Below are 24,264 nucleotides of genomic sequence, written 5' to 3'. Positions count from 1 at the left end.
CCCACCCGCCAGGGTCGCGGGGTGTGGAAGTATCCCCCCATGTCCGGCATCCGCGACGTGGCTGAGCTCGTCACCCTGGCGGCTGGAGAGAGCCCCGACCGCCTCGCGGTCGTCGAGGCCGGAGGCCGCAGCCTGACGTGGGCCCAGCTCGAGGACGAGGTGGGTCGGATCGCCACCGGCCTGGCTGCCTCGGGCATCGTCGGCGGGCACCGAGTGCTGATCGCCATCGGCAACCGGATCGAGTTCGTGACGACGTACCTCGGGGTGCTCCGGGCGCAGGCCGTGGCCGTGCCGGTCAACCCGCTCGCCAAGGCCGGGGAGCTGGCGCGGATGATCGCGGACTCGGGTGCGCGCATGGTCGTCGCCGACACCGACACCGTGGTCACCATGCGGTCCGCGGTCGACGTGGTCCGCAGCGTCGTCGACGGCGGGGACGCGCTCGACCCGGAGCTGGCGGCCCGCGCCGTCGTGCCTCGGGTCGTGGTCGTCGGCGCCACCCTGCTGCCCGGTGAGCGGTCCTACGACCACCTGCGCGCCGACATCGCCCGGCCGGCGCTGCCGTTGCAGGACCCCGAGAAGCTGGCGGCCCTCCTCTACACGAGCGGTACGTCGGGGCTGCCCCGCGCCGCGATGCTCACCCACCGGGCGCTCCTCGCCAACATCGAGCAGGTCGCCCAGGTCGAGCCGCCGATGATGCACGGCGACGACGTCGTGCTCGGCGTGCTCCCGCTCTTCCACGTCTACGGCCTCAACGCCGTGCTCGGCGGCGTGCTCCGGCACCGGGCCAAGCTCGTCCTCGTCGAGCGCTTCGACCCCCAGGAGACGCTGGCGATCATCGACGACGAGGCGTGCAGCGTGGTCCCCGTCGCCCCGCCGGTCTTCGCCTACTGGCGACCCGAGCCCGACCTCAAGGAGCGGCTCGGCCCGGTCCGCCTGATGCTGTCGGGTTCGGCACCGCTGAGCCCCGAGGTCGTCCGCGAGTTCACCGACCGCACCGGCGTGCCCGTCCATCAGGGCTACGGCCTGACGGAGGCCTCCCCGGTCGTCACCAGCACCCTGTGCAGCAAGAGCTTCCAGGTCGGCTCGGTCGGTGCGGCCCTGCCGGACATCGACATCCGGCTGATCGACGACGACGGCCACCCGCCGGAGGGCGACGACCCGGGCGAGATCCAGATCCGGGGGGCCAACCTCTTCAGCGGCTACTGGCCCGACGGCGCCGGCGGCCCGGACGCCGACGGGTGGTGGTCGACCGGCGACGTCGGCTTCCTCGACCAGTCCGGCGACCTGTTCCTCGTCGACCGGCTCAAGGAGCTCGTCATCGTCTCCGGCTTCAACGTCTACCCCGTCGAGGTCGAGGACGTCATCGAGGAGGTCCCGGGCGTCGCGGAGGTCGCGGTGATCGGGGTCGCGGACGACCGGACCGGCGAGGCCGTGGTCGCCTACGTCCGGGCATCGGGTGCCGACCACGCGTCTCTCGTCGACGCGGTGCGTGAGCACTGTGCGGAGCGGCTGGCGCGGTTCAAGCAGCCGTCGCGGATCGAGATCGTCGACCAGCTGCCGCGCACGGTCACCGGCAAGGTCCAGAAGGGCCGCCTCCGGGGGATGGAGCGGCGCCGTACCCTCGGCCTGCTCGAATGACCGGGCCACGGGTCACCCTCTACTCCCGACCGGGTTGCCACCTCTGTGATGACGCCCGCGCGGTGATCGAGCGGGTCTGCGCGGAGCTCGGCGAGACGTACGCCGAGGTCTCGATCGACGACGACCCGGCGCTGGGGGAGCGGTTCGGCGAGGAGATCCCGGTGACCTTCGTCGACGGTCGCCAGCACGACTTCTGGCGGGTCGACGAGCAGCGGCTACGGACCGCACTGACCGCCTGATCGACCCGCTGGGCGTGGCTCATGTCACATGTGCTAGTCCCAGGGGCGGATTCGCCCGCTCTCGTTTTGTTCTCCCGTTCACAAACTCCTACAGTGATCTGGCCGCCGGGCACCTGGAACGGAGACGTTCCTCTGCGCCCGACGACGGCCCAGCAGCCCCTGGCTATGGAGAAGGCAACTGCAGTGACCGGACGGACCTCAGCCGACAGCTCTCGGGACATTCCCGAAGCAACCGTCGCGCGGTTGCCCATCTACCTGCGAGCCCTGACCACGCTCTCCGAGCAGGGCACCAGCACCTGCTCCAGCGAGGAGCTCGCCGCGGCCGCGGGCGTCAACAGCGCCAAGCTGCGCAAGGACCTCTCCTACCTCGGCAGCTACGGCACCCGCGGCGTCGGGTACGACGTCGAGTACCTGCGCTACCAGATCGCCCGCGAGATCGGCGTCACCCAGGACTGGCCCGTCGTGATCGTCGGCATCGGCAACCTCGGCCAGGCCCTCGCCAACTACTCCGGCTTCCGCAGCCGTGGCTTCCGGGTGGTCGCGCTCCTCGACGCCGACCCGGCGCGCCGCGACGAGGTCGTCGCCGGCATCGAGGTGCAGGCCTTCGACAACCTCGAGCAGATCGTGCGGGACCACGACGTCGCGATCGGCGTGATCGCGACGCCCGCCGTCGCCGCGCAGGACGTCGCCGACCGGATGGTCGCGTGCGGCGTCACCAGCATCCTCAACTTCGCGCCGATCGTGCTCGCGGTGCCCGACCAGGTCGACGTACGCAAGGTGGACCTGTCGATCGAGCTGCAGATCCTGGCGTACCACGAGCAGCGGAAGGCGGCCACGGCGTGAGCGAGCGAAGCGAGCGAACCATCCAGGGCAGTGTGTTCGGTGCCTCATGCGCGCACGGAGCGAAGCGAGTACGCGCATGAGTGTGTTGGTGGTGGGCATCTCCCACAAGTCCGCTCCGGTCTCGCTGCTGGAGCGGGTCGCCCTCGACGGCGACGGCGTGCACAAGCTGATCGACGACGTCGCCGCGTGCGAGCACGTCACCGAGGCGACGGTCATCTCGACCTGCAACCGGCTGGAGATCTACGCCGACGTCGACCGGTTCCACGGCAGCGTCGAGGAGGTCTCCCGGCTGCTCGTCGAGCGCGCCGGCGAGGCGACCGAGGCGATGATCCCGCACCTGTACGTGCACTACGACGACGGCGCCGTCTCCCACCTCTTCCAGGTGGTCGCCGGGCTCGACTCGATGGCGCTCGGTGAGGGGCAGATCCTCGGCCAGACCCGGGACGCGCTGAGTGCCGGCCAGGAGATCGGCACCGTCGGGCCCGCGCTCAACGTGCTCTTCCAGCAGGCGCTGCGCGTCGGCAAGCGCGCCCGCGCGGAGACCGACATCGACCGCGCCGCCCCGTCGCTGGTCTCGGCCGCCCTCGACCGCAGCCACACCGCGGTCGGCGACCTGACCGGCAAGCGCGCACTCGTGCTCGGCGCGGGTGCCATGGCCGGCCTCGCCACCGCGACGCTCTCGCGCCGGGGCGCCGCCAGCGTCACCGTCGCCAACCGCACCGCCGGCAACGCCGCGCGCCTCGCCGACGAGTACGGCGCCCGCTCGGCGCTGCTCAGCGACGTCGCGGACGAGCTGGCGCGCGCCGACGTGGTCGTCTCGTGCACCGGCTCGACCGGCACCATCGTCACCGCGGCCATGGTGGCCGCCGCGACCGCCGACGGCCGTGAGCTCGCGATCATCGACCTGGCGCTGCCGCACGACGTCGAGCCCGAGACCGGCGCGCTGCCGGGCGTCACGCTGATCAACCTTGCCGAGCTCGCGGACGAGCTCCGCGACTCGGAGGCCGGCCGCGAGGTCGAGGCCGTCCGAGGGATCGTCACCCAGGAGGTCGCGGCGTTCCTGACGGCCCGCCGCCAGGCGAGCGTCACCCCGACCGTCGTCGCGCTGCGGTCGATGGCCACCTCGGTGGTCGACGCCGAGATGGACCGGCTGGCCGGCCGGCTGCCCGACCTCGACCCCGCGACCCGCGCGGAGGTCCTGCACACGGTCCGCCGGGTCGCCGACAAGCTGCTGCACGAGCCCACCGTTCGGGTCCGCCAGCTGGCCAACGAGTCCGGTGCGGTGTCCTACGCCGCCGCCCTCGCCGAGCTGTTCGCCCTCGACCCCGAGGCCGTCGACGCCGTCACCCGCCCCGAGGGCCTGACATGAGCGCCGTTCGCGTCGGGACCCGAGCCTCGGTCCTCGCCACCACCCAGTCCCAGCTGGTCGCCGACCAGATCGCCGCGCGCCTCGGTCGCGAGGTCGAGCTGGTCGAGATCAGCACCGAGGGCGACCGCAGCCAGGCCGCGGGCACGCCGATCGCCGGCGCCTCGTCCACCGGCGTCTTCGTCAGCGCGCTGCGCGACGCGCTGCTCGACGGCCGCGTCGACGTCGCCGTGCACTCGCTCAAGGACCTGCCGACGTACGCCGCCGAGGGCATCACCCTCGCCGCCGTACCCACCCGCGAGGACCCGCGCGACGTCGTCGTCGCCCGCGACGGCCTGACGCTCGGCGAGCTGCCCGTGGGCAGCCGCGTCGGCACCGGGTCGCCGCGCCGTGCCGCCCAGCTGCACGCGCTCGGGCTCGGCGTCGAGGTCGTGGGCGTCCGCGGCAACGTGGACACCCGGATCGCGAAGGTCCGGTCCGGCGAGTACGACGCCGTCGTGCTCGCCCGCGCCGGCCTGGCGCGACTGGGCCGGCTTGCCGAGGCGACCGAGGTGCTCGACCCGCTGCAGATGCTCCCGGCCCCCGGCCAGGGCGCGCTCGCGGTCGAGTGCCGCACCGATGACGACCTTGCGGCTCAGCTGCGCGAGGCACTGGACGACCCGCGGACCCGCGCCGCGGTCGAGGCGGAGCGAGCCGTGCTCGCGACGCTTGAAGGAGGCTGCTCCGCGCCGATCGGAGCCCTGGCCGACATGGTCGAGGGCGACGACGGCGAGGAGCTGTGGGTGCGGGCGATCGCCCTGTCACCCGACGGGGGGCTCTCGGTGCGGATGTCCGCCACCGGGGATCCCGCCGACGCCGCGGGCGTCGGTGACCGGCTCGCGAAGGAGATGCTCGCCGACGGCGCTGCTGACCTGACGCAACCAACGAACGACTCGCTAGACAAGGTGCCTAACGCATGACCCGAGCCAAGACCAGCCCGAACCAGAGCCTGCCGCGCGGCTGGGTGTCGTTCGTCGGCAGCGGCCCCGGCGACCCGGGCCTGCTGACGGTGCGCGCCGTCGAGCTGCTGCGCCGCGCCGACGTCGTGGTGACCGAGGTGCCCGAGCACGCCGAGCTGATCCGACAGGTCCTCGACCTGCCGGTGTCCGCCGATGCCGACGCGGAGCCGGTCGGCCCCGAGATCGTCGACGGCGGCTTCGGCGAGGACGGCCAGCCGCTGACGCACGCCGCGCGCGGCAAGGTCGTCGTACGGCACGCCAAGAAGGGCCAGCGCGTCGTCCGGCTGTTGTCCGGTGACCCGTTCCTCTACGCCTCCGGGCCTGAGGAGGCGCAGGCGTGCGTCAAGGCGGACCTCGCCTTCGAGATCGTCCCCGGCGTCTCGTCGGTCAACGCCGTCCCGGCGTACGCCGGCATCCCGCTGACGACGAAGGACCACCGTGAGGTCGCCGTCGTCACCTGTGGCGACAAGGTCGACTGGAGCCAGTACGCCGACAAGCGCACCCTGGTGCTGCTGTCGGCCGTCGGCCAGATCGGTGACATCGCCAAGGCGCTCGTCGCCGCCGGCCGGTCGGCGCAGACCCCGGTCGCGATGACCCGGGTCGGCACCACCACCGAGCAGACCACGGTGACCTCCACCCTCGAGCGGATCGCGGCCGACGCCCGGACCGCCCGGATGGCGCCGCCCGCGGTGACCGTCGTCGGTGACGTCGTCGACCTGCGCGAGACGCTGTCGTGGTTCGAGACCAAGTCGCTCTTCGGCTGGCGGGTCCTGGTGCCCCGCACCAAGGAGCAGGCGGGCTCGCTCTCCGAGCGGCTGCGCGGCTACGGCGCCGTGCCGGACGAGGTCCCCACGATCTCCGTCGAGCCGCCCCGCAACCCGCTGCAGATGGACAAGGCCGTCCGCGGCCTGGTCGAGGGCCGCTACGAGTGGATCGCCTTCACCTCGGTCAACGCGGTGAAGGCGGTGCGCGAGAAGTTCGAGGAGTACGGCCTCGACGCCCGTGCCTTCTCCGGTCTCAAGATCGCGGCGGTCGGCGACAAGACCGCCGAGGCGATCGGCCAGTGGGGCCTGCGCGCCGACCTGGTGCCGTCCGGTGAGCAGTCCGCTGCCGGGCTGCTGGCGGACTGGCCGGAGTATGACGAGGCGCTCGACCCGATCAACCGGGTCTTCCTGCCCCGCGCCGACATCGCCACCGAGAACCTCGTCGCCGGCCTGATCGACCTGGGCTGGGAGTGCGACGACGTCACGGCCTACCGCACCGTCCGGGCGGCTCCGCCGCCGCCCGAGACCCGCGATGCGATCAAGACCGGCAAGTTCGACGCCGTGGTCTTCACCTCGTCCTCGACGGTGCGCAACCTGGTCGGCATCGCCGGCAAGCCGCACGCCTCGACGATCATCGCGGTGATCGGCCCCGCCACGGCCAAGACCGCCGAGGAGCACGGCCTGCGCGTCGACGTCCTGGCCAGCCGCCCGGACGTCGAGGAGCTCGTCGACGCGCTCGCCGACTTCGGTGCGGCCCGTCGCGCCTCGCTCGTCGAGGCCGGCCAGCCGGTGACCAAGCCGTCCGAGCGCAAGCCGTCGGCCCGGCGACGGGTGCGCGCGGAGTGACCGAGCGCGACGTCCCCCCGGTGGCCGGACCCCTGGTCCGGCCACGACGGCTGCGCACCACCCCGGCCCTGCGCCGGATGGTCGGGGAGACGTCGCTCGAGGCGCGCCAGCTCGTGCTGCCGCTCTTCGTCCGTGAGGGACTCGCCGAGCCGAAGCCGATCTCGTCGATGCCCGGTGTCGTCCAGCACACCCGCGACTCCCTGCTCAAGGCGGTGGCCGAGGCCGCCGACCTCGGGCTCGGCGGCGTCATGCTCTTCGGGATCCCCGAGACCAAGGACGCCACCGGCTCGGGCGGCATCGACCCCGCCGGCGTCCTCAACCTCGCGATCACCGACGTGGTCGCCGAGGTCGGCGACGCGCTCACGGTGATGAGCGACCTGTGCCTCGACGAGTTCACCGACCACGGTCACTGCGGCGTGCTGACGGCGGACGGCAGGGTCGACAACGACCGCACGCTGGCGGCGTACGCCGAGATGGCGCGCGCGCAGGCCCACGCCGGCGTCGACATGGTCGGCCCCAGCGGCATGATGGACGGCCAGGTCGCGGTGATCCGGGCCGCGCTCGACGACGCCGAACACACCGACGTCTCGATCCTGGCCTACTCCGCGAAGTACGCCTCCGCCTTCTTCGGTCCCTTCCGCGAGGCCGTCGACTCGTCGCTCGAGGGCGACCGGCGCACCTACCAGCAGGACCCCGGCAACGCCCGCGAGGGCGTCCGGGAGGCACTGCTCGACGTCGCCGAGGGCGCCGACATCGTGATGGTCAAGCCGGCGCTGGCCTACCTCGACGTGGTGCAGCGGGTCCGCGCCGCCGTCGACGTACCGGTCGCGGCCTACAACATCTCCGGCGAGTACGCCATGGTCGAGGCCGCCGCGGCTAACGGCTGGATCGACCGCGAGGCCGCGATCTTCGAGACGCTCACGTCGATCCGCCGGGCCGGCGCCGACATCGTGCTCACCTACTGGGCCGCCGAGGCCGCCCGGCTGATGCGAGCGGCTGCGTCCCGATGAGCTGAGCGTCGTCGAGGTGCGGCAGCACGAGCGCGGCGTCCTGGTGCGGATCGACCGGACGTAGCAGCCTCGACATGGGTGTGGCCCCGCCGGCGGTGCCGGCGGGGTGTGGTCAGCGGGTATGTCGGGTGTGGGTGGTGTCCCAGGCGTAGGAGTACCCGTACGGGGTGGTCCAGGTGAAGGTCGTGGGTCCGGTCCGTCGCACGGTCCAGCCGCCGTGGGTCTTGTACCGGTGGTGACCCCGACAGAGGGGCGCGAGGTTGGGGGACTCGGTGTTGGTGCCGTCGAAGTTCTCGAGATGGTCGAGGTCGGCCGGTCTTGCTGGTCGGGTGCAGTGCGGGAACACGCAGGTCGCGTTGGTCAGCACCGCCTGCTCGCGCGTCGCCTCGGTCGGTCGGTAGGCGTCCGTCGACAGGTCTTCGTTGAGGTCGATGACCGGGCGGATGATCACCTTGGTGTTGGTGCCGGTGCACCAGCCCTTCACCTGGTCGACCGACACGGCGGACCGGGTGTTCTCGACACCCGCGACACCTGCCTCCGACAGGTGCACGTAGATCACCAGTTCCCGCTTCCGCGGGGCCGGCCGCTCTTCCGTCGTGAGGTCGAGGGTCAGCTCGCGGCGGGCGAGCGCCCCGGCGGCCATGGACCGGCGCACGTTCAACGATTCGGTGGAGCCGAGGGCGGCGAGCTCTTTGGCGCCGGCGGTGATGGCGTCGTTGAAGTCGATCGCATCCGCCAGGTCGAGCTCCCCGTCGACGTGGACGGTGCCGTTGAAGGACACCTGGTCCAGGTCCACATCCAGGCAGCGTTCGTCCGCGGCCTCCCGGCGCCGCTTCTCCGCGAGCTCGGGGTCGAAGAGCCTGATGGCGTCCTCGACGGCCCGGTCGATCTGCGCGAACGAACACCGCCCCACGTAGTGGGCCAGGTGGGCGTCCACGTGACGCGCACCGTCACGGCACAGCGGCTTGGTGGCCTGCGCGATCTTGCGGGCCTTCCAGACCTGCACCCGACCCGACGTCACCGCGGCCCAGATCTTCGGGAGCCGGTAGCGGATCTCGACCGCATCACCCAGGTAGGTCCTGCCGGCGTCGGTCGACATGCCCAACGCGAGGGCGAGGTCACCGACGCAGAACTCCGCCACCAACGGCGCACCAGGTCCGGCGACCGCAAGCTCGCCCTGGGTGCCGTCCACGGTGGCGGCATCGTCCAGGGTGTCGGTGGGGTTCATGACCGCCCACTGCACGGCCAGGTGCAGCTTGTCGATCTCTGCTTGGTTCACCACCAGGTGGCGGTCGTGGAGCGCGGCCAGCACCTGGTCCGGCGAGTCGTACGACTCCCCGGATCGAGTGGTGTCCTGGCCTTCGCTCATGGGTCTAGCCAAGCACTGGCCACCGACAGTCAGGTGCTCAGAACCCTTGTTTTGACCGGGATGTGGACACTTTCCAGAAATACTTCCGAAGGATTCTTCGCGGCCGCCGGTGGGTGGTTGCCGGCGGTCGGAAAGCCGGGCGGCGACCGCAACCCGCTGCCCGCCGTACCCGGCGTTGCTGCCTATCGGCGGCCTACCCGAGCGGACCCGCAGCCCACTGACAGACGACGCTCGCTGCTCGACCACCGGAAAGCCGGGCGCGGACCGCAACCAGCTACCCGCCGTACCCGCTGTCATCGCCTGTCGGCGGCCGACCCGAGCGGACCCGCAGCCGACCGACAGTGCGGGCCTGACGCGTCCTCCGTCAGTGGTGCGTGTACGCGTACACGCACTGGTCGTACGGGTCGTCGCTCTTGAGCGGGTTGTCGACGTAGCCGTCGAGCAGGCACTGGGCGCGGGCCTGGACCTCGGTGAGCAGCTGGTCGACCGGGCCGACCGAGGTGGAGGGCAGCGGCGGCAGCGTCAGCGTGGGCAGCGGCACCTTCGGGCCGTCGGTGGGGACGGCCGGGGTGCTCGGGTGCTGGGTCGGCGAGGTCGTCGGCGATGTGCTGGGCTGGCTGGTGCCACCGTTGTCGTTGCCGCCGCCGGGGCCCTTGCCAGGGTGGTGCTTGCCGCCGTGGTGCGACTTGCCACCGCCGCCACCGGTCGCGCCGGGCAGCTGCGGGACGACGTACCCGGCGGAGGTGACGCCGTTGGGCACGGAGGTGAACTCGCCGTCGAGGTAGGCCGCCATGATCGACAGCACGAGGTCGACGTACGACTGGCTGTGGTTGTAGCGGTAGACGGCGGCACGCTGGCCCGCCGTGGTGCTGAGGTCGTCGCCGCCGGAGCAGAGGTAGACGGCGGTGGCGAGCGCCGCGTCGTCCACGTCCTGCGGGTTGCGCTGGCCGTCGCCGTCGGCGTCCACGCCCACCACCGACCAGGTGGAGGGGATGAACTGCATCGGGCCGACCGCGCGGTCCCAGGTGCTGTCCGCGTCGTACTGCCCGGCGTCGGTATCGGCGATCTTGCTCGTGCCGTCGGCGCCGCTCAGCGGGGGACCGAAGATGCCGGGCTCGGCGACGCCCTTGCTGTCGAGCGAGTTGCCGTTGGTGCGGCCGTGGTCGGACTCGACCCGGCCGATCGCGGCGATCAGCTGCCACGACAGGTGGCAGCGGTCATCGGCGGAGTTGATGACGGTCTCGGCCCGCTGGTAGGCCGCGAGCGCGGCGGCCGGGATGCCGGAGGTCGAGGCGGTCGCGACCGCCTGCTGGGCGTCGCCGGTGATGCCGGGGGCGACGCCGCCCGCTGCCGAGACGCTGGCGGGGGCCTCGATGGCCTCCGTCGGGAGGCTGGTCCCGTCTGGCAGGGTGTGGTCGGTGTTCGCGTCGGCGAGGGCGGTGCCGGCGCCGGTCGTCGCGATGCTCGCGGTCCAGGCGATCGAGAGGACGGCCAGCGGAACGAGGGCCATGATCTTGTGGCCGCGACCGAAGCGCGCTGTGGACCTGGTCATTTCCCTGTGCTCCTGCTCCCTCGGACTCGGCGTGCTCCCCGCACCCCGTGTGACGGACGTCAAACGACCGAGCCCCTCACCGGTTACGGTACGTCGCTGGGCGGAGCCGTGCAGCCGTTCACTCGTGAGACGACCATTCCCGCAGGTCATGACGGTGAAACACGTTCTCCATGGCCATGGCGATCCGGCCGGGACGTGGTCTGGCCCACCCCCCTCGCGCTCGTGGGGGACCTCGCCGGGAGCCGGTTGGTGCGCTCGGGGACAATGGGCCGGTGACCGGCCGACCCACCCCTGAGACCACCGCGAGCGCCGCGCTCTTCGAGCGGGCACTGGCGGTGACCCCGGGAGGGGTGAACTCGCCGGTGCGGGCGTTCAACGCGGTCGGCGGCACCCCGCGGTTCATCCGGTCAGCGGCCGGCGCCTGGCTGACCGACGTCGACGGCAACGAGTACGTCGACCTCATCTGCTCCTGGGGCCCGATGCTGCTCGGGCACGCCCACCCCGAGGTGCAGGCCCGGGTCGCGGAGGCGGTCGCCCGCGGTACGTCGTACGGCACCCCCACCGAGCCGGAGGTCCAGCTCGCCGAGGAGATCGTCGGCCGCACCCCGGTCGAGCGGGTCCGCTTCGTGTCGTCGGGCACCGAGGCGACCATGTCGGCGATCCGCTTGGCCCGCGGCTTCACCGGTCGCGACGTCATCGTGAAGTTCGCCGGCTGCTACCACGGTCACGTCGACTCCCTGCTGGCCTCCGCCGGCTCGGGCCTGGCGACGTTCGCGCTCCCCGGCACCCCGGGGGTCCCGGTCTCGTCGACCGAGCTGACCCTGGTGCTGCCCTACAACGACCGGGCCGCGGTCGAGAAGGTCTTCGCCGAGTACCCCGACCGGATCGCCTGCCTCATCACCGAGGCCGCGCCCGGCAACATGGGCGTCGTCCCGCCCGAGCCCGGCTTCAACGCCTTCCTGGCGGAGACCTGCAGCCGGTACGGCGCGCTCTTCGTCAGCGACGAGGTGATGACCGGCTTCCGCGCCAGCAAGCTGGGTCAGTGGGGACTCGACGGGGCCGTCGAGGGCTGGCGTCCGGACCTGATGACCTTCGGCAAGGTGATGGGCGGTGGCTTCCCGGCCGCGGCGTTCGGGGGCCGGGCCGACGTCATGTCGCACCTCGCCCCGGAGGGCCCCGTCTACCAGGCCGGCACCCTGTCCGGGAACCCCATCGCCACCACGGCCGGGCTCGCGACGCTCCGGCTCGCGACCGACGAGGTCTACGACCACATCGGGGCCGCGGCCGACACGATCAAGGCCGCGGCGTCCGACGCCCTGAGCAAGGCCGGCGTCGCCCACGTCGTGCAGTCCACCGGCACGATGTTCTCGGTCTTCTTCGCCGAGGGCACGGTCCGCGACTTCACGGATGCGTCGCGCACCGACTCCACGGCGTACGCCGCCTTCTTCCACGCGATGCTCGACGCCGGGGTCTACCTCCCGCCGTCGGCGTACGAGGCGTGGTTCCTGTCCGCCGCCCACGACGACCGCGCCGTGCAGACCGTGCTCGACGCGCTGCCCGACGCAGCCCGTGCGGCCGCCGCCGCCCAGGCGTAGGAGAGACCCAGTGAGCCTCCCAGAGAACCAGCACAGCCCCGACACGATCGTGCACCTGCTGCGCCACGGCGAGGTGCACAACCCGGAGGGCATCCTCTACGGACGCCGCGACGGCTTCCACCTCTCGGCGCTCGGCAACCGGATGGCCGAGCGGATCGCGGAGAGCATCGGCGACCGCGACATCGTGCACCTGCGGGCCTCGCCGCTGGAGCGGGCGCAGGAGACCGCCCGTCCGCTCGCGGCCGCGCGCGGCCTGGAGATCGTCACCGACGACCGGGTGATCGAGTCGGGCAACAAGCTCGAGGGCCTGAGCTTCGGCCAGGGCGCCTGGTCGATCATCAAGCGGCCCAGCATCTGGCGGCACTTCTACAACCCCGTCACGCCGTCGTGGGGCGAGCCGCACAAGCAGATCGTCGCCCGGATGATGGCCGCGGTCGAGGACGCCCGCGCCGCCGCCGTCGGCCACGAGGCCGTGATCGTCTCCCACCAGCTGCCGATCTGGACCACGCGCCTGCACGTCGAGGGCCGCCGCCAGCTGCACGACCCGCGTCGGCGGCAGTGCACGCTGTGCTCGCTGACGTCCCTGCACTTCGTCGGCGACCGGATCACGCAGGTGAGCTACTCGGAGCCGGCCGGCGACCTGATCCCGCTCAAGGACAAGAAGGCGCCGTTCTCCGCCGGCGGGGCACCCGAGGAGCAGCGTCCGTGACCCTGAAGGGGATCCTCGTCGGGTGCGCCGCGCCGCTGCTGCTCGCCCTGACCGCCTGCACCTCGCTCGGCGAGACCGGCAACAAGGGCTTCATCAGTGGGGACGGCCAGGTCCGGGTGATCGACCCGTCCGACCGCGACGGCGCCGTCGAGTTCACGGGCACGTCGCTCACCGGCGACCCGATCGACTCGAAGGACTACCGCGGCCAGGTGCTGGTCGTGAACAAGTGGTGGTCCGGCTGTGGCCCGTGCCGCTCCGAGATGCCGATGCTGTCGAAGGCGGCCAAGGAGCTCGGCGACGAGGCCGCGTTCCTGGGCATCAACATCCGTGACTCGAGCGCCGACAACGGGCTGGCGTTCATGAAGAGCGTCGGGGCCGACTACCCGTCGATCTACGACGTGCAGGGCAAGGCCGCGCTGGCGTTCGCCGGCAAGGCGCCGATGGCGGCCATCCCGACCACGATCGTGCTCGACGCCGAGGGTCGCGTCGCCGCGGTCATCTCCGGCGACATCCCGAGCAAGCAGACGCTCCTCGACGTGGTCGACGAGATCGCCGGCAAGTCGTCGGGCGGGACCACGGATGGGTGACTGGTTCAAGGACACGGCGCTCTCCGGCTCGCTCGTGCTGGCGATCCCGGTGGCGCTGATCGCCGGGCTGGTGTCGTTCTTCTCACCGTGCGTGCTCCCGGTCCTGCCCGGCTACCTCTCCTACGCGACCGGGCTCTCCGGCGCCGACCTCGCCAACGGTGTCGCCGGCACGCGTCGGGGCCGGATGTTCCTCGGCTCGGTCCTCTTCGTCCTCGGGTTCGCGACGGTCTTCGTCATCCTCGGCACCGCGTCGGGTGCCCTGGGCAGCTGGCTGTTCGAGTGGCAGGACCAGATCACGACCGTGCTGGCGGTCCTGATGATCCTGCTCGGCCTGGCCTTCGCGGGCTGGTTGCCCTTCCTCCAGCGTGACTTCCGCATCCACCAGGTGCCGGCCGTCGGCCTCGCCGCCGCCCCGGTGATCGGCTTCCTCTTCGGCCTGGGCTGGACGCCCTGCGTCGGCCCGACCCTCGGCGCGATCAGCACCCTCGCGTTCGCCGAGTCCACGGCCGGACGCGGCGCGCTGCTGGCCGCGGTCTACGCCCTCGGCCTCGGGCTGCCGTTCATCGCGGCCGGGCTGGCCTACGAGAAGGCGCTGTCGGCCTTCGGGTGGGTACGCCGCCACCAGGTGTGGGTGATGCGGGCCGGCGGGCTGATGCTGGTCGCGGTCGGCGTACTCCTCCTCACCGGCTGGTGGGACCAGATGGTCAGCTGGATGCAGATCCACCTCGTCGACACCACGCAGGTGTCGGTGTGAGCACCTCGCTGTCCACCCGTCCGCCCGAGGACGACCGGCGCCCCGGCGAGCTGGGCTTCCGCGAGCTGCTGCGCTGGGTGTGGCGCCAGGTCACGTCGATGCGCACGGCGCTGATCCTGCTGCTCCTGCTGGCCCTCGCGGCGATCCCCGGCTCGGTGATCCCGCAGACCGGCGTCGACGCCCTCAAGACCTCCAACTGGCAGTCCGACCACCCGAAGCTCACGCCGGTCTACGAGCGGCTCGGCCTCTTCTCGGTCTACGACTCGGCGTGGTTCTCGGCGATCTACATCCTGCTGATGGTCTCACTGGTCGGCTGCATCGTGCCGCGCACCTTCCACTACTGGCGCGGGATCCGGGCCAAGCCCCCGAAGGCACCCAGCAACCTGACCCGGCTGCCCGACCACGCGTCGTACGGCACCACCGAGGCGCCCGAGGTGGCGCTCGAGCGGGCGACCGCGCTGCTGAAGCGTCGTCGCTACCGCCTCTCGGTCGCCGACGGCGGCGACTCCGTCTCGGCCGAGCGCGGCTACCTCCGCGAGGTCGGCAACCTGGTCTTCCACCTGTCCGTGCTGGTGGTGCTGGTCGGCTTCGCGATGGGCGGGCTGTTCGGCTACAAGGGCGGCGTGATCATGCTGGTCGGCGACCAGTACGGCTTCGCCAACAGCCCCGACCAGTACGACGAGTTCAAGCCCGGCAGCCTCTTCCAGGCGGACCGGATGGAGCCGTTCTCGTTCTCGATCGACGACTTCGACGTCGACTGGCTGACGACGGGCCCGCGGGCCGGCATGGCGCGGGGCTTCAAGTCGCACCTCTCCTACCAGGAGTCGCTCGACAGCCCGAAGAAGACCTACGACCTGCGGGTCAACCACCCGCTGACGATCGGCAACACCGACGTGTTCCTGATCGGCCACGGCTACGCCCCGGTCATCACCATCCGTGACGGCAACGGCGACGTCGTCCAGAGCGGGCCGACGGTGTTCCTGCCGACCAGCCCGAGCTTCCAGTCGATCGGCGTCGTGAAGGCGCCCGAGGCGGAGCCGACGCAGATCGGGCTGGAGGGCGAGTTCTACCCGACCGTCGCGTTCTCCCAGGACACCGGCAGCTACTACTCGCTCCTCGGCAAGCCGCTCAACCCGATGATCTCGATGCTCGTCTACACCGGCGACCTCGGCATGGACGATGGAGTGGCGCAGTCCGTCTACTCGCTCGACAAGACGAAGACCACGATGCTCACGAAGAAGAACGGCGCGCCGTACCGCGTCGACCTCGCCGAGGGCGAGTCCGTGAAGCTGCCGAACGGCCTGGGGACCGTGAGCTTCGACGGGCTCGAGCGCTGGAACAAGATCCAGATCAGCCAGACGCCCGGCAAGTGGATCGCGCTGACCGGCGTGGTCATGGCCCTGGTCGGGCTGCTCGGGTCGCTCTTCATCCGGCCCCGACGGGTCTGGGTTCGTGCCCGTCGCGAGGGTGACGGCACACTGGTCGAGGTGGCCGCCCTCGACCGGTCCGGTGGCGGCGACGTCGCGGTCGTCGTGGACGAGCTGGTGGCCGCCCTGCAAGGCCCCCAGTCGCAGCAGCAACGAGAGGACGAGTCGTGACCGACACAGCGTGGGAGAGCCTCAGCAACCAGGCGATCGCCGCCGCGGGGCTGCTCTACTTCCTCGCCCTCCTGGCGCACCTCGTCGAGTGGGCGTCCCTGCGCAAGGTGCCGCTGGCGTCGGGCCGTGCCTCCGAGGACTCGATCGACATCCCCGGCGGGGTGGCGCTCGCGACCGGCCCCGATGACGAGTCCGAGGAGCGGGTCCGTCGTACGGCGCTCTTCGGCCGGCTCGGCTACCTCGTCACCTGCCTCGCGGTCGCGGTGCACGCCGTCTCGCTCTTCTCGCGCGGCATGGCCGCGGACCCCAACCGGGTGCCGTGGGGCAACATGTACGAGTTCACGCTGACCGGCACGTTCGTGGTCGCGTTCCTCTACGTCGCGCTCTACCGCAAGTTCCGACTGGCCTGGATGGCGCCGATCGTGCTCGCCTTCGTGCTCACGATCCTGATGGTCGCCGTCATCTGGCTCTACGCCCCGGTGGCGCCGCTGACCGAGGCGCTCTCGTCGTACTGGCTGGTGATCCACGTCGTCTCCGCGATCATCGCCACCGGCGCCTTCACCCTCGGCGGCATCACGTCGGCGCTCTACCTGGTCAAGGCCCGGGCGGTCGCGGGTGGTGCGGCCGCCGAGCACGGGTACGTCGCCCGCCTCCCGAAGCCCGAGGTGCTCGACCGCACGGCGTACCGGCTGCACGCCTTCGGCTTCCCGGTGTGGACCTTCGCGGTCCTGATCACCGGCCCGATCTGGGCGCACCAGGCCTGGTCGTCGTACTGGAACTGGGACCCCAAGGAGGTCTGGGCGTTCATCACCTGGGTCGTCTACGCGGCCTACCTGCACGCGCGCACGACCGCCGGCTGGAAGGGCCGCAACGCGGCGATCCTCGCGCTCGTCGGGGTCGCGACCCTGTGGTTCAACTTCATCGGGATCAACTACTTCTCGACGACGTCCCAGCACTCGTACGCCGGCACCAAGCAGATCCAGGTCGTCCCCGACACGTCGAGTCGGGACTTCTGACGCTCGAGTCGGGAGATTCGACCGTCAGAAGTCCGGACTCAACCGTCAGAAGTCCCGACTCAACCCGTCAGGCGTCGGGGTCCTCGGGATGCTCCGGGTGCTTCCGCTTGCGATCGAGGTCGCGGAGGAAGTCGGGGTCGTCGTCGGGACCGACGAACCGGGGCGGCTCGGGACGCTTCGGACGCGGCCTCGGGGTCGGCGCGATGCCACGCCGCTGGATCGCGCGCGTCGTCAGGTAGATGACGACCGCGACCAGGATCACGACGAGCAGGAACTTCAGCACCCCTCCAGCGTAGGACCCGCCTGGTCACGGCCTACCCTGGGCCCGTGAAGGAGTTCTGGATCTACACCCTGCTGCGGCTGGCGCTCTTCCTCGGCTCGCTGGGCATCGTCATCGGGATCTGGTTCCTGGTCGACGACCACGTGCCGATCCTGCTGGCGGTCATCATCGCGTTCCTGATGAGCGGCGTGGGGTCGTACTTCCTGCTCAACCACCCGCGCGAGGCGCTCGCGCGGCGCGTGGAGACGCGCGCCGAGGCGATGACGGCCAAGATCGACGAGATGAAGTCCAAGGAAGACGCGGACTAGGTACGTCGCCCGAGTCGGAAGCGCCTACTGCGCGGCGCGAAACTCCGCTCGCGACGGCGCCGACTCGGGAGACGTACCTCCGCCGTCAGTCCTTGCGGCGGTTGAGCTGCCGGTCGATTCGGGACCGGTCCTGGCCGAGGAGCCGCGCGAGCAGCGACACCCGGAAGCGGTAGGCCAGCACGGCCGCGACCACCACGATCAGCACGATCAGCCAGAACATGCTCCGAGCGTACGCCGGGCGCCGTGGCCGCCGTCCGGTCAGGCCTCGTCCCAGTCACTGCGCGCGCTCGCGGAGGGGGCGTGCTCCGGGAGGCTGTTCAGCATCCGGAAACCCAGCACGAAGGTCGGGACCGCGACTCCTGCCCCAAGCGTGAAGAGACCCTTGCCGACGGCTCCGTCGGCGGGGCTCGGCGCGTGGTGCCACATGGCGGCGCCGACGATCAGCAGGAGCGCGGCCTCGAAGACCGCGAGGACCAGCACGAGGGACAGCGGGACTCGGGGCATGGCGACAATGTCGCACACACCGGGAGCGTCTGGGTGAGGTCAGCCGCAGACCACGAGTGCGGCCGCGACCAGCACCGCCCAGAGCAGCTCGGCCAGGCCGGTCTGCTGCAGGACCGGGATCAGTCCCGGGCCGACGGCGCCGCCGAGCACGGTCCGGGTCGCGGGGAGCGCCAGCACCAGGAAGCCGAGGCCCACCAGCACGCACCAGGAGGTGACGACCGCGACGGCCACGACCGCCGCCGCCGCGACGACCACGAGGACGGCGTACAGCAGGCGGGTGCGCCGGTCCCCGAGCACCACCGCGAGCGTGCGCTTGCCGGCGACGGTGTCGGTCGGGATGTCGCGCAGGTTGTTGGCGACCAGGATCGCGCAGGCCAGTGCGCCGATGCCGACGGCGGCCCAGAGCGACGCCCACTCCCACGACCTCGTCTGGACGTACGTCGTGCCGACGACCGCGACCAGCCCGAAGAAGACGAACACCATCACCTCGCCGAGGCCGAGGTAGCCGTACGGCTTCGAGCCGCCGGTGTAGAACCACGCGGCGAGCACGCACACGACGCCTACGGCGAGCAGCCACCAGGCGGTCGTCGCGGCCAGCACCAGGCCCGCGACCGCGGCCACGCCGAAGGCGAGGAAGGCCGCCCGCTTCACCGCGGCGGCTGGTGCGGCCCCCGACCCGACGAGCCGCAGCGGCCCGACCCGGTCGGCGTCCGTGCCGCGGATCCCGTCGGAGTAGTCGTTGGCGTAGTTGACCGCCACCTGCAGCGCGAGGGCCACGACGAGCGCGAGCAGCGCCTTCCACCACACCGCGTCGTCGACGTACGCCGCGACCCCGGTGCCGGCGAGGACGGGGGAGACGGCTGCGGGGAGCGTGCGCGGTCGCGCGCCGGCGAGCCACTGTGCGGGAGTTGCCACAAACGAGGATTCAAGCAGTCGCCGGCTGCTGGGTGCGCGCCAGGTAGCGCTCGGCCGACCTGGCGGCCGGTCCCATCGCCACGACGGCCGCCACGATGATGGCGGCGATCAGCAGCCAGCCCGGCGTACCCCAGTGGATCGCCAGGAACGTGAAGGCCGCCGGTGCCCACACCCCGCCGAGGGTGCCGCCGAGCTGCGCGGCACCTTGGTACTCACCTCGCCGCTCCGGGTCCGAGAGCTCCGACAGGAAGCCCCACTGGGCCGCGGACTGGAAGAGCTCGGCCCCGGTGACCGTCACGTGCCCCAGCCAGACCAGGACGATCGTGGTCCACCCGAGGGTGTCGTGGGTGACCAGGACGATCAGGCAGGACAGCACGAAGAAGCCGGCGCTGAGCCTCGCGGCGCGCAGCGACGTACCGACCGAGTTCACCCCGCGCGCGGCCGGCACCTGGAGCAGCACGGCCATCACCGTGTTGGTGCCGAAGAGCCAGGCCAGCAGCACCCGGGGCGCGTCGGTCTCCTGGACCAGCCAGAGCGGGATGACGACGTTGAGCAGCACCTGGTTGGTGCCGAGGACCCCGCTGCACGTGGCCAGGACGAGGAAGCCCCTGTTGCGCAGGGCGGCCGGGCTGAGCGCCTTCTCGGCCGGCGTCTCGAGCGCGTCGTGACCGGCGTCCGGCAGCCGCGCGATCAGCACCGCGTTGCACGCCAGGATCGCCGCCGTCAGCCAGGGGACCGCGCGGATCACCGAGTCGCTGTCGAAGGCGAGCGCGAGCCCACCGAGGAGAGCGCCGAAGGTGAAGCCGATGTTGAGCGCCGCCCGCATGAACGCCAGCGACTGGACCCGCTCCTCGCGGGGGAACACGTCGATCGTGTACGCGCCGCGACCAGCACGTCCGGCGGTGTCCACGAGCCCGAGCAGCACCATCATCGCGATGAAGGTGGCGAAGCCTCCGATGAACGGCCAGACGGCGTAGAGCGCCGCCTCGCCACCGGCGGCGAGCGCCCACATCCGCTGGGGGCCGATGCGGTCGGTGAGCCGACCGAGAGGTACGGCGAGCGCGAACGACGCGATCCCGGAGGCGGTCAGGCCCAGGCCGACCTGCGCCGCGCTGAGCCCGACCACCTGCGTGAAGAACACCGCGCTGCCCGTGATGAACGCGCCCTCGCCGAACGCGAACAGGATCGACTGCATCGACAGCCGGCGCGCCAGCGGGGTGGGCGGGAGGAACCGGTCGAGGCGGGACGGCACCCCGGCATCCCATCACGCACGGATAGTGTCGGTCGCGTGATTAACGCGGTCCGCGAGCTCGACGCCTGGCTGGCCGCCGAGGACCCGGAGCCGTGGGTGGTCGAGACGTCCGGCTCGACCGGCCGTCCCAAGCGGGTCGTCCTGTCCCGGGCCGCCGTCCGGGCGTCCGTGGCGGCCTCCGCACGCCGCCTCGGGGGGTCCGGGCGTTGGCTGCTCGCGCTGCCCGCGTCGTACGTCGCCGGCGTGCAGGTGATCTGTCGCTCGCTGGTCGCCGGCCACGACCCGGTGCTGCTCGAGGAGCACGAGTCGTTCGCGGCGGCGTCCCGCGACGCGGACTTCGTGTCGCTGGTGCCGACCCAGCTGCACCGGCTGCTGGAGACGGATGCGGAGGCGCTGCAGAGCTTCCACACCGTGCTGCTCGGCGGTGGGCCGATCGACCCCGCGCTCCGTCGCCGCGCCGAGGGAGCCGGGGTGCGCGTGGTCGCGACGTACGGCTCCGCGGAGACCGCCGGCGGCTGCGTCTACGACGGGTACGCCCTCGACGGCGTGGCGGTCGCCCTCGACCCCGGTGGCCGGATCCGGATCGGTGGACCCACGCTCTTCGAGAGGTACGACGGCGACCCGGACGGCACCGCCGAGGTGCTGGTCGACGGGTGGTTCCTCACCTCCGACGCCGGCCGGCTCGACGAGGACGGCCGGCTGCACGTGCTCGGCCGGGTCGACGACGTCGTGGTCAGCGGTGGGGTCAACGTCCCGGCCCCGGCCGTCGCCGCCCGGCTCCGTGAGCACCCGGACGTCGTCGCGGCCGAGGTGCTCGGCGTACCCGACGAGGAGTGGGGCAACCGGCTCGTCGCCTTCGTCGTCGGCCCCGTGTCGGTGGAGGGCGCCCGAGCCTGGGTGGCCGAGGCGCACCCGCGGTCGTGGGCGCCGCGGCAGCTGGTCGTCCTCGACGAGATCCCGCTGCTGCCCAACGGCAAGCCGGACCGTCTCACGCTGCGGGGCCTCGCATGAGGGTCTACAGCCTGCCGATGCGCACGAGGTTCCGCGGCATCACCGTCCGCGAGGGCGTGCTGATCCCGGGCCCGGCCGGCTGGGGGGAGTGGAGCCCGTTCCTGGAGTACGACGCGGCCGTCGCCGAGCCCTGGCTGCGCTGCGCGGAGGAGGCGGCCGCCGGTGACTGGCCTGCGCCGCTCCGCGACTCGGTGCCCGTCAACGTCACCGTGCCCGCCGTGGGTCCCGAGGAGGCGCACGCCGTCGTCCTGCGCGGCGGCTGCCGGACCGCCAAGGTGAAGGTCGCCGAACCCGGCCAGACCCTGGCCGACGACCAGGCGCGGCTGGAGGCGGTCCGCGACGCGATCGGCCCCGACGGCCGGATCCGGATCGACGTCAACGGGCTGTGGGACCTCGACACCGCGATCGCCGGCATCCCCGTCCTGGACCGCGCGGCCGGCGGGCTCGAGTACGTCGAGCAGCCCGTCGCGAGCGTCGAGGACCTCGCGCGGGTACGCCGGGCCGTCGGCGTACCCATCGCCGCCGACGAGTCGATCCGCCGGGCAGAGGACCCCTACCGGGTGCGCGACCTGGAGGCCGCCGACGTGGCCGTGCTCAAGGTCCAGCCGCTCGGCGGCGTGCGCGCGTGCCTGCGGATCGCGGAGGACATCGGCCTGCCCGTCGTCGTCTCGTCCGCGCTGGAGACGTCCCTGGGGATCGCGGCCGGGGTCGCGCTGGCGGCGGCCCTGCCCGAGCTGCCCTACGCCTGCGGGCTCGCGACCGTGCAGCTGCTGGCCGCCGACATCGTCGACGAGTCGCTGCTGCCCGTCGACGGTGCCCTGCCGGTGCGGCTGCCGGTCGTCGACGAGTCGCTCGTGCACGCCGACCCCGACCGGGTCGCGCACTGGGAGGCCCGGCTGGCCGAGGTGCTGGCGCTGCGGCAGGATCGATCCTCATGATCGCCACCGACACCGCGCGCGCCGTGGTGACCGCGCTGGTCGAGGCGGGCGTCAGCGAGATCGTGGTCGCTCCGGGCTCGCGGAACGCCCCGCTGTCGTTCGCGGCGTACGACGCCGCTGCGGCCGGGCTGGTCCGGCTGCACACCCGCATCGACGAGCGCACGGCCGGCTTCCTCGCGCTCGGGCTCACCAAGAACGGCAACCGTGCCGCCGTCATCTGCACGTCGGGCACCGCCGTCGCCAACCTGCACCCCGCGGTCCTCGAGGCCGCCCACGCCGGGCTGCCGCTGGTCGTCGTGACCGCCGACCGCCCGGCCCGGCTGCGCGGCACCAACGCCAACCAGACCACCGACCAGGTCGGCGTCTTCGGCCCACTCGTCGCCACTCAGGACGCGAGTGCAGGCCTGGACCTGCACGTCCTGCGCCCGGTGCACCTCAACGTGCCGCTGGACGACCCACTGCTGCCCGACGACACGTGGCAGCCCGACGTCGCGCCCGGTCCCGCACCGCGGCCCGTGATCCCGGCCGTGATGGCGTGGCTGAGCAGCGGTCCCCGCACGGTGGTCGTCGCCGGCGACGACGCCGGGCCGCAGGCCAGACAGCTCGCCGAGTCCGGAGGCTGGCCCCTGCTCGCCGAGCCGTCGAGCGGCTCGCGCACCGGCGCCACCGCGATCCGCACCTACCGGCTGCTGCTCTCCGGAGAGCTCGGTGACCGGATCGAACGGGTCGTCGTCTGCGGACACCCGACGCTGTCGCGTCCGGTCAGCCGGCTGCTCGCTCGCGATGACGTGACCGTCATCGACACCCCCACGGGGGGCGTGTGGACCGAGCGACCGTTCCCGGTCGACGAGCGGCTGCCGGTCGTTCCACACGTGAAGGAGCCGGACGGCCCCGCCTGGCTGGAGGAGTGGCACGCGGCCGACACGACCGTCGGCCGGCGGCTCGACGCGCTGCTCGCCGCCGAGCCTGAGCTGACGCCGCACGAGGTCGCCGGCGCCGTCGCCCGCGCCCTGCCGCCCGGCGGGCTGCTGGTCGTCGGCGCGTCCAGCCCGATCCGCGACCTCGACCTGATGGTGCCGCGCTACGAGGTCGGGCGACACCGCAAGGTGATCGCCAACCGAGGGCTCGCCGGCATCGACGGCACCATCTCCACCGCGATCGGGGCCGCGCTGGCCCGGCCCGACACGACCCGGGCGTTCGCGCTGATGGGGGACGTGACGTTCGTGCACGACGCCAACGGCCTGGTCATCGGGCCCGGCGAGCCCGTGCCCGACCTGACGATCGTGGTCGTCAACGACGACGGCGGCTCGATCTTCACGATGCTCGAGCAGGGCGACGCGGCGTACGACGACCGCTTCGAGAAGCTCTTCGGCACCCCGCACGGCGTCGACCTCGCCGCCCTTTGCGCCGCCACCAGGACCCCGCACTGGAAGGTCGGCTCGTCAGCCGAGCTCGACCAGGCCCTGGCCAGCCCCAATGGCGGCATCGAGGTCGTCGAGGTCGCCGTACGCCGCGACAACCGCCGCGAGCTCGACGCCCGGATCAGGGCGCTCCGGCCCTAGCCGCCAGGTCCGCTACAGCCGCGGCCACCGCGACCGGGTCGACCAGCTGGTGCAGGTGCCGACCGGGCAGCACCGTCACCGGCCAGCCGTGCGACCGGGCGAGGGCGAGCTCCTCGGCGTATGTGTCCCCGAACGCCAGGTAGCCGCTCGGCCGCTCCGCCCAACCGGTCGGCACCGAGACCCTCGAGGTGAAGTAGGACAACGGAAGCCGTGGCTGCTCGGCCTCGACCGCCGCGCGCGTCTCGACGTCGGGGAAGAGGTCGTCGACCTCGTCGCCCCACCACTGCGTCCACGGCGGCAGCAGGCCGTCGTCGTCGACCATGGTCTCCAGGAACGCCAGGAACCGCGGCGGTGCGAGCGTCGTGTCCGGGCCGTCACCGGGGAGCGCGGCGTCGACGTACACGGTGGCGCGGGCTTCCAGCTGCGCCGCGAGCCGGGGCGCATGGAGGCCGGCGTTGCTGTGCACGACCAGCACCACCTCGCCGTCGGGCGTCTCGATCGCGTCACCGACGGCCGCCACCCGGCCGCCGAGGAGGTCGGCGACGGGCGCCCAGGTCGCCGGGCCCAACAGCGGGCTGGGGACGAACAGGTAGGCCACGACGCCACCGTA

The 24,264-nt window shown here is 72.2% G+C and carries 25 protein-coding genes; 17 read left to right on the top strand and 8 right to left on the bottom strand.

Going from position 1 to position 24,264, the window contains the following annotated elements; genetic code table 11:
- Positions 1-39: 39 nt before the first annotated feature.
- From ABEA34_RS08755 to hemB, 7 genes are all read left to right on the top strand, one after another.
- The gene (locus tag ABEA34_RS08755) at positions 40-1,638 is read left to right on the top strand and encodes a class I adenylate-forming enzyme family protein (protein WP_345520861.1); all 1,599 of its coding nucleotides are present in this window, start codon (positions 40-42) and stop codon (positions 1,636-1,638) included.
- Positions 1,635-1,877, top strand: a complete 243-nt coding sequence (locus ABEA34_RS08750; RefSeq protein ID WP_345520860.1) for a glutaredoxin family protein — start codon at positions 1,635-1,637, stop codon at positions 1,875-1,877. The genes ABEA34_RS08755 and ABEA34_RS08750 overlap by 4 nt, the downstream gene beginning before the upstream one ends.
- Positions 1,878-2,042: 165 nt before the next feature.
- Positions 2,043-2,720, top strand: coding sequence for a redox-sensing transcriptional repressor Rex (locus ABEA34_RS08745; protein ID WP_345520859.1), 678 nt, complete (start codon positions 2,043-2,045; stop codon positions 2,718-2,720).
- A 76-nt stretch (positions 2,721-2,796) separates the two neighbouring features.
- Positions 2,797-4,089 carry a glutamyl-tRNA reductase gene (locus ABEA34_RS08740; protein ID WP_345520858.1) on the top strand — a complete coding sequence of 431 codons (1,293 nt, stop codon included), beginning with the start codon at positions 2,797-2,799 and terminating at the stop codon, positions 4,087-4,089.
- Positions 4,086-5,045, top strand: coding sequence for a hydroxymethylbilane synthase (gene hemC, locus ABEA34_RS08735; RefSeq protein ID WP_345520857.1), 960 nt, complete (start codon positions 4,086-4,088; stop codon positions 5,043-5,045). Before ABEA34_RS08740 ends, hemC begins: the two co-directional genes overlap by 4 nt.
- The gene (locus ABEA34_RS08730) at positions 5,042-6,694 is read left to right on the top strand and encodes a bifunctional uroporphyrinogen-III C-methyltransferase/uroporphyrinogen-III synthase (protein WP_345520856.1); all 1,653 of its coding nucleotides are present in this window, start codon (positions 5,042-5,044) and stop codon (positions 6,692-6,694) included. Before hemC ends, ABEA34_RS08730 begins: the two co-directional genes overlap by 4 nt.
- A gap of 20 nt (positions 6,695-6,714) precedes the next feature.
- Entirely contained in the window at positions 6,715-7,704 is a 990-nt protein-coding gene (gene hemB, locus ABEA34_RS08725) for a porphobilinogen synthase (protein WP_345520855.1), read from the top strand.
- Between the two features lie 112 nt (positions 7,705-7,816).
- Here hemB and ABEA34_RS08720 read toward each other — a convergent pair whose 3' ends face one another.
- Positions 7,817-9,073 carry an HNH endonuclease signature motif containing protein gene (locus ABEA34_RS08720; protein ID WP_345520854.1) on the bottom strand — a complete coding sequence of 419 codons (1,257 nt, stop codon included), beginning with the start codon at positions 9,071-9,073 and terminating at the stop codon, positions 7,817-7,819.
- A gap of 364 nt (positions 9,074-9,437) precedes the next feature.
- Complete coding sequence (locus tag ABEA34_RS08715; protein ID WP_345520853.1) at positions 9,438-10,625, bottom strand: lytic transglycosylase domain-containing protein; 1,188 nt, start codon at positions 10,623-10,625, stop codon at positions 9,438-9,440.
- Positions 10,626-10,897: 272 nt separating this feature from the next.
- Here ABEA34_RS08715 and hemL point away from each other — a divergent pair, with 272 nt between their 5' ends.
- From hemL to ccsB, 6 genes are read left to right on the top strand one after another with little or no spacing between them, the layout of a single operon-like run.
- Entirely contained in the window at positions 10,898-12,220 is a 1,323-nt protein-coding gene (hemL, locus tag ABEA34_RS08710; protein WP_345520852.1) for a glutamate-1-semialdehyde 2,1-aminomutase, read from the top strand.
- Positions 12,221-12,230: 10 nt separating this feature from the next.
- Positions 12,231-12,929, top strand: coding sequence for a histidine phosphatase family protein (locus ABEA34_RS08705; protein WP_345520851.1), 699 nt, complete (start codon positions 12,231-12,233; stop codon positions 12,927-12,929).
- The gene (locus tag ABEA34_RS08700; protein ID WP_345520850.1) at positions 12,926-13,516 is read left to right on the top strand and encodes a TlpA disulfide reductase family protein; all 591 of its coding nucleotides are present in this window, start codon (positions 12,926-12,928) and stop codon (positions 13,514-13,516) included. The genes ABEA34_RS08705 and ABEA34_RS08700 overlap by 4 nt, the downstream gene beginning before the upstream one ends.
- Complete coding sequence (locus ABEA34_RS08695; protein WP_345520849.1) at positions 13,509-14,270, top strand: cytochrome c biogenesis CcdA family protein; 762 nt, start codon at positions 13,509-13,511, stop codon at positions 14,268-14,270. The genes ABEA34_RS08700 and ABEA34_RS08695 overlap by 8 nt, the downstream gene beginning before the upstream one ends.
- Entirely contained in the window at positions 14,267-15,868 is a 1,602-nt protein-coding gene (resB, locus tag ABEA34_RS08690) for a cytochrome c biogenesis protein ResB (protein WP_345520848.1), read from the top strand. The genes ABEA34_RS08695 and resB overlap by 4 nt, the downstream gene beginning before the upstream one ends.
- Complete coding sequence (ccsB, locus tag ABEA34_RS08685; RefSeq protein WP_345520847.1) at positions 15,865-16,884, top strand: c-type cytochrome biogenesis protein CcsB; 1,020 nt, start codon at positions 15,865-15,867, stop codon at positions 16,882-16,884. Before resB ends, ccsB begins: the two co-directional genes overlap by 4 nt.
- Positions 16,885-16,951: 67 nt before the next feature.
- On the opposite strand, the gene ABEA34_RS08680 is transcribed toward ccsB, so the two are convergent.
- Positions 16,952-17,167, bottom strand: a complete 216-nt coding sequence (locus tag ABEA34_RS08680) for a hypothetical protein (protein WP_345520846.1) — start codon at positions 17,165-17,167, stop codon at positions 16,952-16,954.
- A 44-nt stretch (positions 17,168-17,211) separates the two neighbouring features.
- On the opposite strand from ABEA34_RS08680, the gene ABEA34_RS08675 reads away from it, so the two are divergent.
- Complete coding sequence (locus tag ABEA34_RS08675) at positions 17,212-17,472, top strand: DUF4229 domain-containing protein (RefSeq protein WP_345520845.1); 261 nt, start codon at positions 17,212-17,214, stop codon at positions 17,470-17,472.
- A gap of 85 nt (positions 17,473-17,557) precedes the next feature.
- On the opposite strand, the gene ABEA34_RS08670 is transcribed toward ABEA34_RS08675, so the two are convergent.
- Genes ABEA34_RS08670 through ABEA34_RS08655 form a run of 4 tightly spaced genes read right to left on the bottom strand, consistent with a single transcriptional unit; the run spans position 17,558 to position 20,143 of the window.
- A complete protein-coding gene (locus ABEA34_RS08670; RefSeq protein ID WP_345520844.1) occupies positions 17,558-17,692 on the bottom strand; it encodes a hypothetical protein in 135 nt (44 codons plus the stop codon).
- A 38-nt stretch (positions 17,693-17,730) separates the two neighbouring features.
- Positions 17,731-17,976: a hypothetical protein gene (locus ABEA34_RS08665; protein WP_345520843.1), complete on the bottom strand. Its 246-nt coding sequence runs from the start codon at positions 17,974-17,976 to the stop codon at positions 17,731-17,733.
- Between the two features lie 39 nt (positions 17,977-18,015).
- Positions 18,016-18,891: a 1,4-dihydroxy-2-naphthoate polyprenyltransferase gene (locus ABEA34_RS08660; RefSeq protein WP_345520842.1), complete on the bottom strand. Its 876-nt coding sequence runs from the start codon at positions 18,889-18,891 to the stop codon at positions 18,016-18,018.
- A 10-nt stretch (positions 18,892-18,901) separates the two neighbouring features.
- Entirely contained in the window at positions 18,902-20,143 is a 1,242-nt protein-coding gene (locus ABEA34_RS08655; RefSeq protein WP_345520841.1) for an MFS transporter, read from the bottom strand.
- Between the two features lie 36 nt (positions 20,144-20,179).
- Between ABEA34_RS08655 and ABEA34_RS08650 the strand changes: the two genes are divergently transcribed.
- Genes ABEA34_RS08650 through menD form a run of 3 tightly spaced genes read left to right on the top strand, consistent with a single transcriptional unit; the run spans position 20,180 to position 23,654 of the window.
- The gene (locus tag ABEA34_RS08650; protein WP_345520840.1) at positions 20,180-21,154 is read left to right on the top strand and encodes an AMP-binding protein; all 975 of its coding nucleotides are present in this window, start codon (positions 20,180-20,182) and stop codon (positions 21,152-21,154) included.
- Positions 21,151-22,092, top strand: a complete 942-nt coding sequence (locus ABEA34_RS08645; RefSeq protein ID WP_345520839.1) for an o-succinylbenzoate synthase — start codon at positions 21,151-21,153, stop codon at positions 22,090-22,092. Before ABEA34_RS08650 ends, ABEA34_RS08645 begins: the two co-directional genes overlap by 4 nt.
- Positions 22,089-23,654, top strand: coding sequence for a 2-succinyl-5-enolpyruvyl-6-hydroxy-3-cyclohexene-1-carboxylic-acid synthase (menD, locus tag ABEA34_RS08640; RefSeq protein WP_345520838.1), 1,566 nt, complete (start codon positions 22,089-22,091; stop codon positions 23,652-23,654). Before ABEA34_RS08645 ends, menD begins: the two co-directional genes overlap by 4 nt.
- Here the strand turns inward: menD and ABEA34_RS08635 are convergent.
- Positions 23,635-24,252 carry a hypothetical protein gene (locus ABEA34_RS08635; RefSeq protein WP_345520837.1) on the bottom strand — a complete coding sequence of 206 codons (618 nt, stop codon included), beginning with the start codon at positions 24,250-24,252 and terminating at the stop codon, positions 23,635-23,637. The genes menD and ABEA34_RS08635 overlap by 20 nt on opposite strands.
- Between the last annotated feature and the right edge of the window lie 12 nt (positions 24,253-24,264).

Source organism: Nocardioides conyzicola (assembly GCF_039543825.1).
Classification (GTDB): Bacteria; Actinomycetota; Actinomycetes; order Propionibacteriales; family Nocardioidaceae; genus Nocardioides; species Nocardioides conyzicola.
The sequence above is the reverse complement of the archived record's forward strand: the minus strand, read 5'-3'. Positions and strand labels throughout refer to the sequence as shown.

Excerpts from the sequence above, each read along its gene's own strand:
- ABEA34_RS08755 (WP_345520861.1), top strand. The coding sequence starts at position 40 with ATGTCCGGCATCCGCGACGTGGCTGAGCTCGTCACCCTGGCGGCTGGA.
- ABEA34_RS08750 (WP_345520860.1), top strand. The coding sequence starts at position 1,635 with ATGACCGGGCCACGGGTCACCCTCTACTCCCGACCGGGTTGCCACCTC.
- ABEA34_RS08745 (WP_345520859.1), top strand. The coding sequence starts at position 2,043 with ATGGAGAAGGCAACTGCAGTGACCGGACGGACCTCAGCCGACAGCTCT.
- ABEA34_RS08740 (WP_345520858.1), top strand. The coding sequence starts at position 2,797 with ATGAGTGTGTTGGTGGTGGGCATCTCCCACAAGTCCGCTCCGGTCTCG.
- hemC (WP_345520857.1), top strand. The coding sequence starts at position 4,086 with ATGAGCGCCGTTCGCGTCGGGACCCGAGCCTCGGTCCTCGCCACCACC.
- ABEA34_RS08730 (WP_345520856.1), top strand. The coding sequence starts at position 5,042 with ATGACCCGAGCCAAGACCAGCCCGAACCAGAGCCTGCCGCGCGGCTGG.
- ABEA34_RS08720 (WP_345520854.1), bottom strand. The coding sequence starts at position 9,073 with ATGAGCGAAGGCCAGGACACCACTCGATCCGGGGAGTCGTACGACTCG.
- ABEA34_RS08715 (WP_345520853.1), bottom strand. The coding sequence starts at position 10,625 with ATGACCAGGTCCACAGCGCGCTTCGGTCGCGGCCACAAGATCATGGCC.
- ABEA34_RS08695 (WP_345520849.1), top strand. The coding sequence starts at position 13,509 with ATGGGTGACTGGTTCAAGGACACGGCGCTCTCCGGCTCGCTCGTGCTG.
- ABEA34_RS08670 (WP_345520844.1), bottom strand. The coding sequence starts at position 17,692 with ATGTTCTGGCTGATCGTGCTGATCGTGGTGGTCGCGGCCGTGCTGGCC.
- ABEA34_RS08665 (WP_345520843.1), bottom strand. The coding sequence starts at position 17,976 with ATGCCCCGAGTCCCGCTGTCCCTCGTGCTGGTCCTCGCGGTCTTCGAG.
- ABEA34_RS08645 (WP_345520839.1), top strand. The coding sequence starts at position 21,151 with ATGAGGGTCTACAGCCTGCCGATGCGCACGAGGTTCCGCGGCATCACC.
- menD (WP_345520838.1), top strand. The coding sequence starts at position 22,089 with ATGATCGCCACCGACACCGCGCGCGCCGTGGTGACCGCGCTGGTCGAG.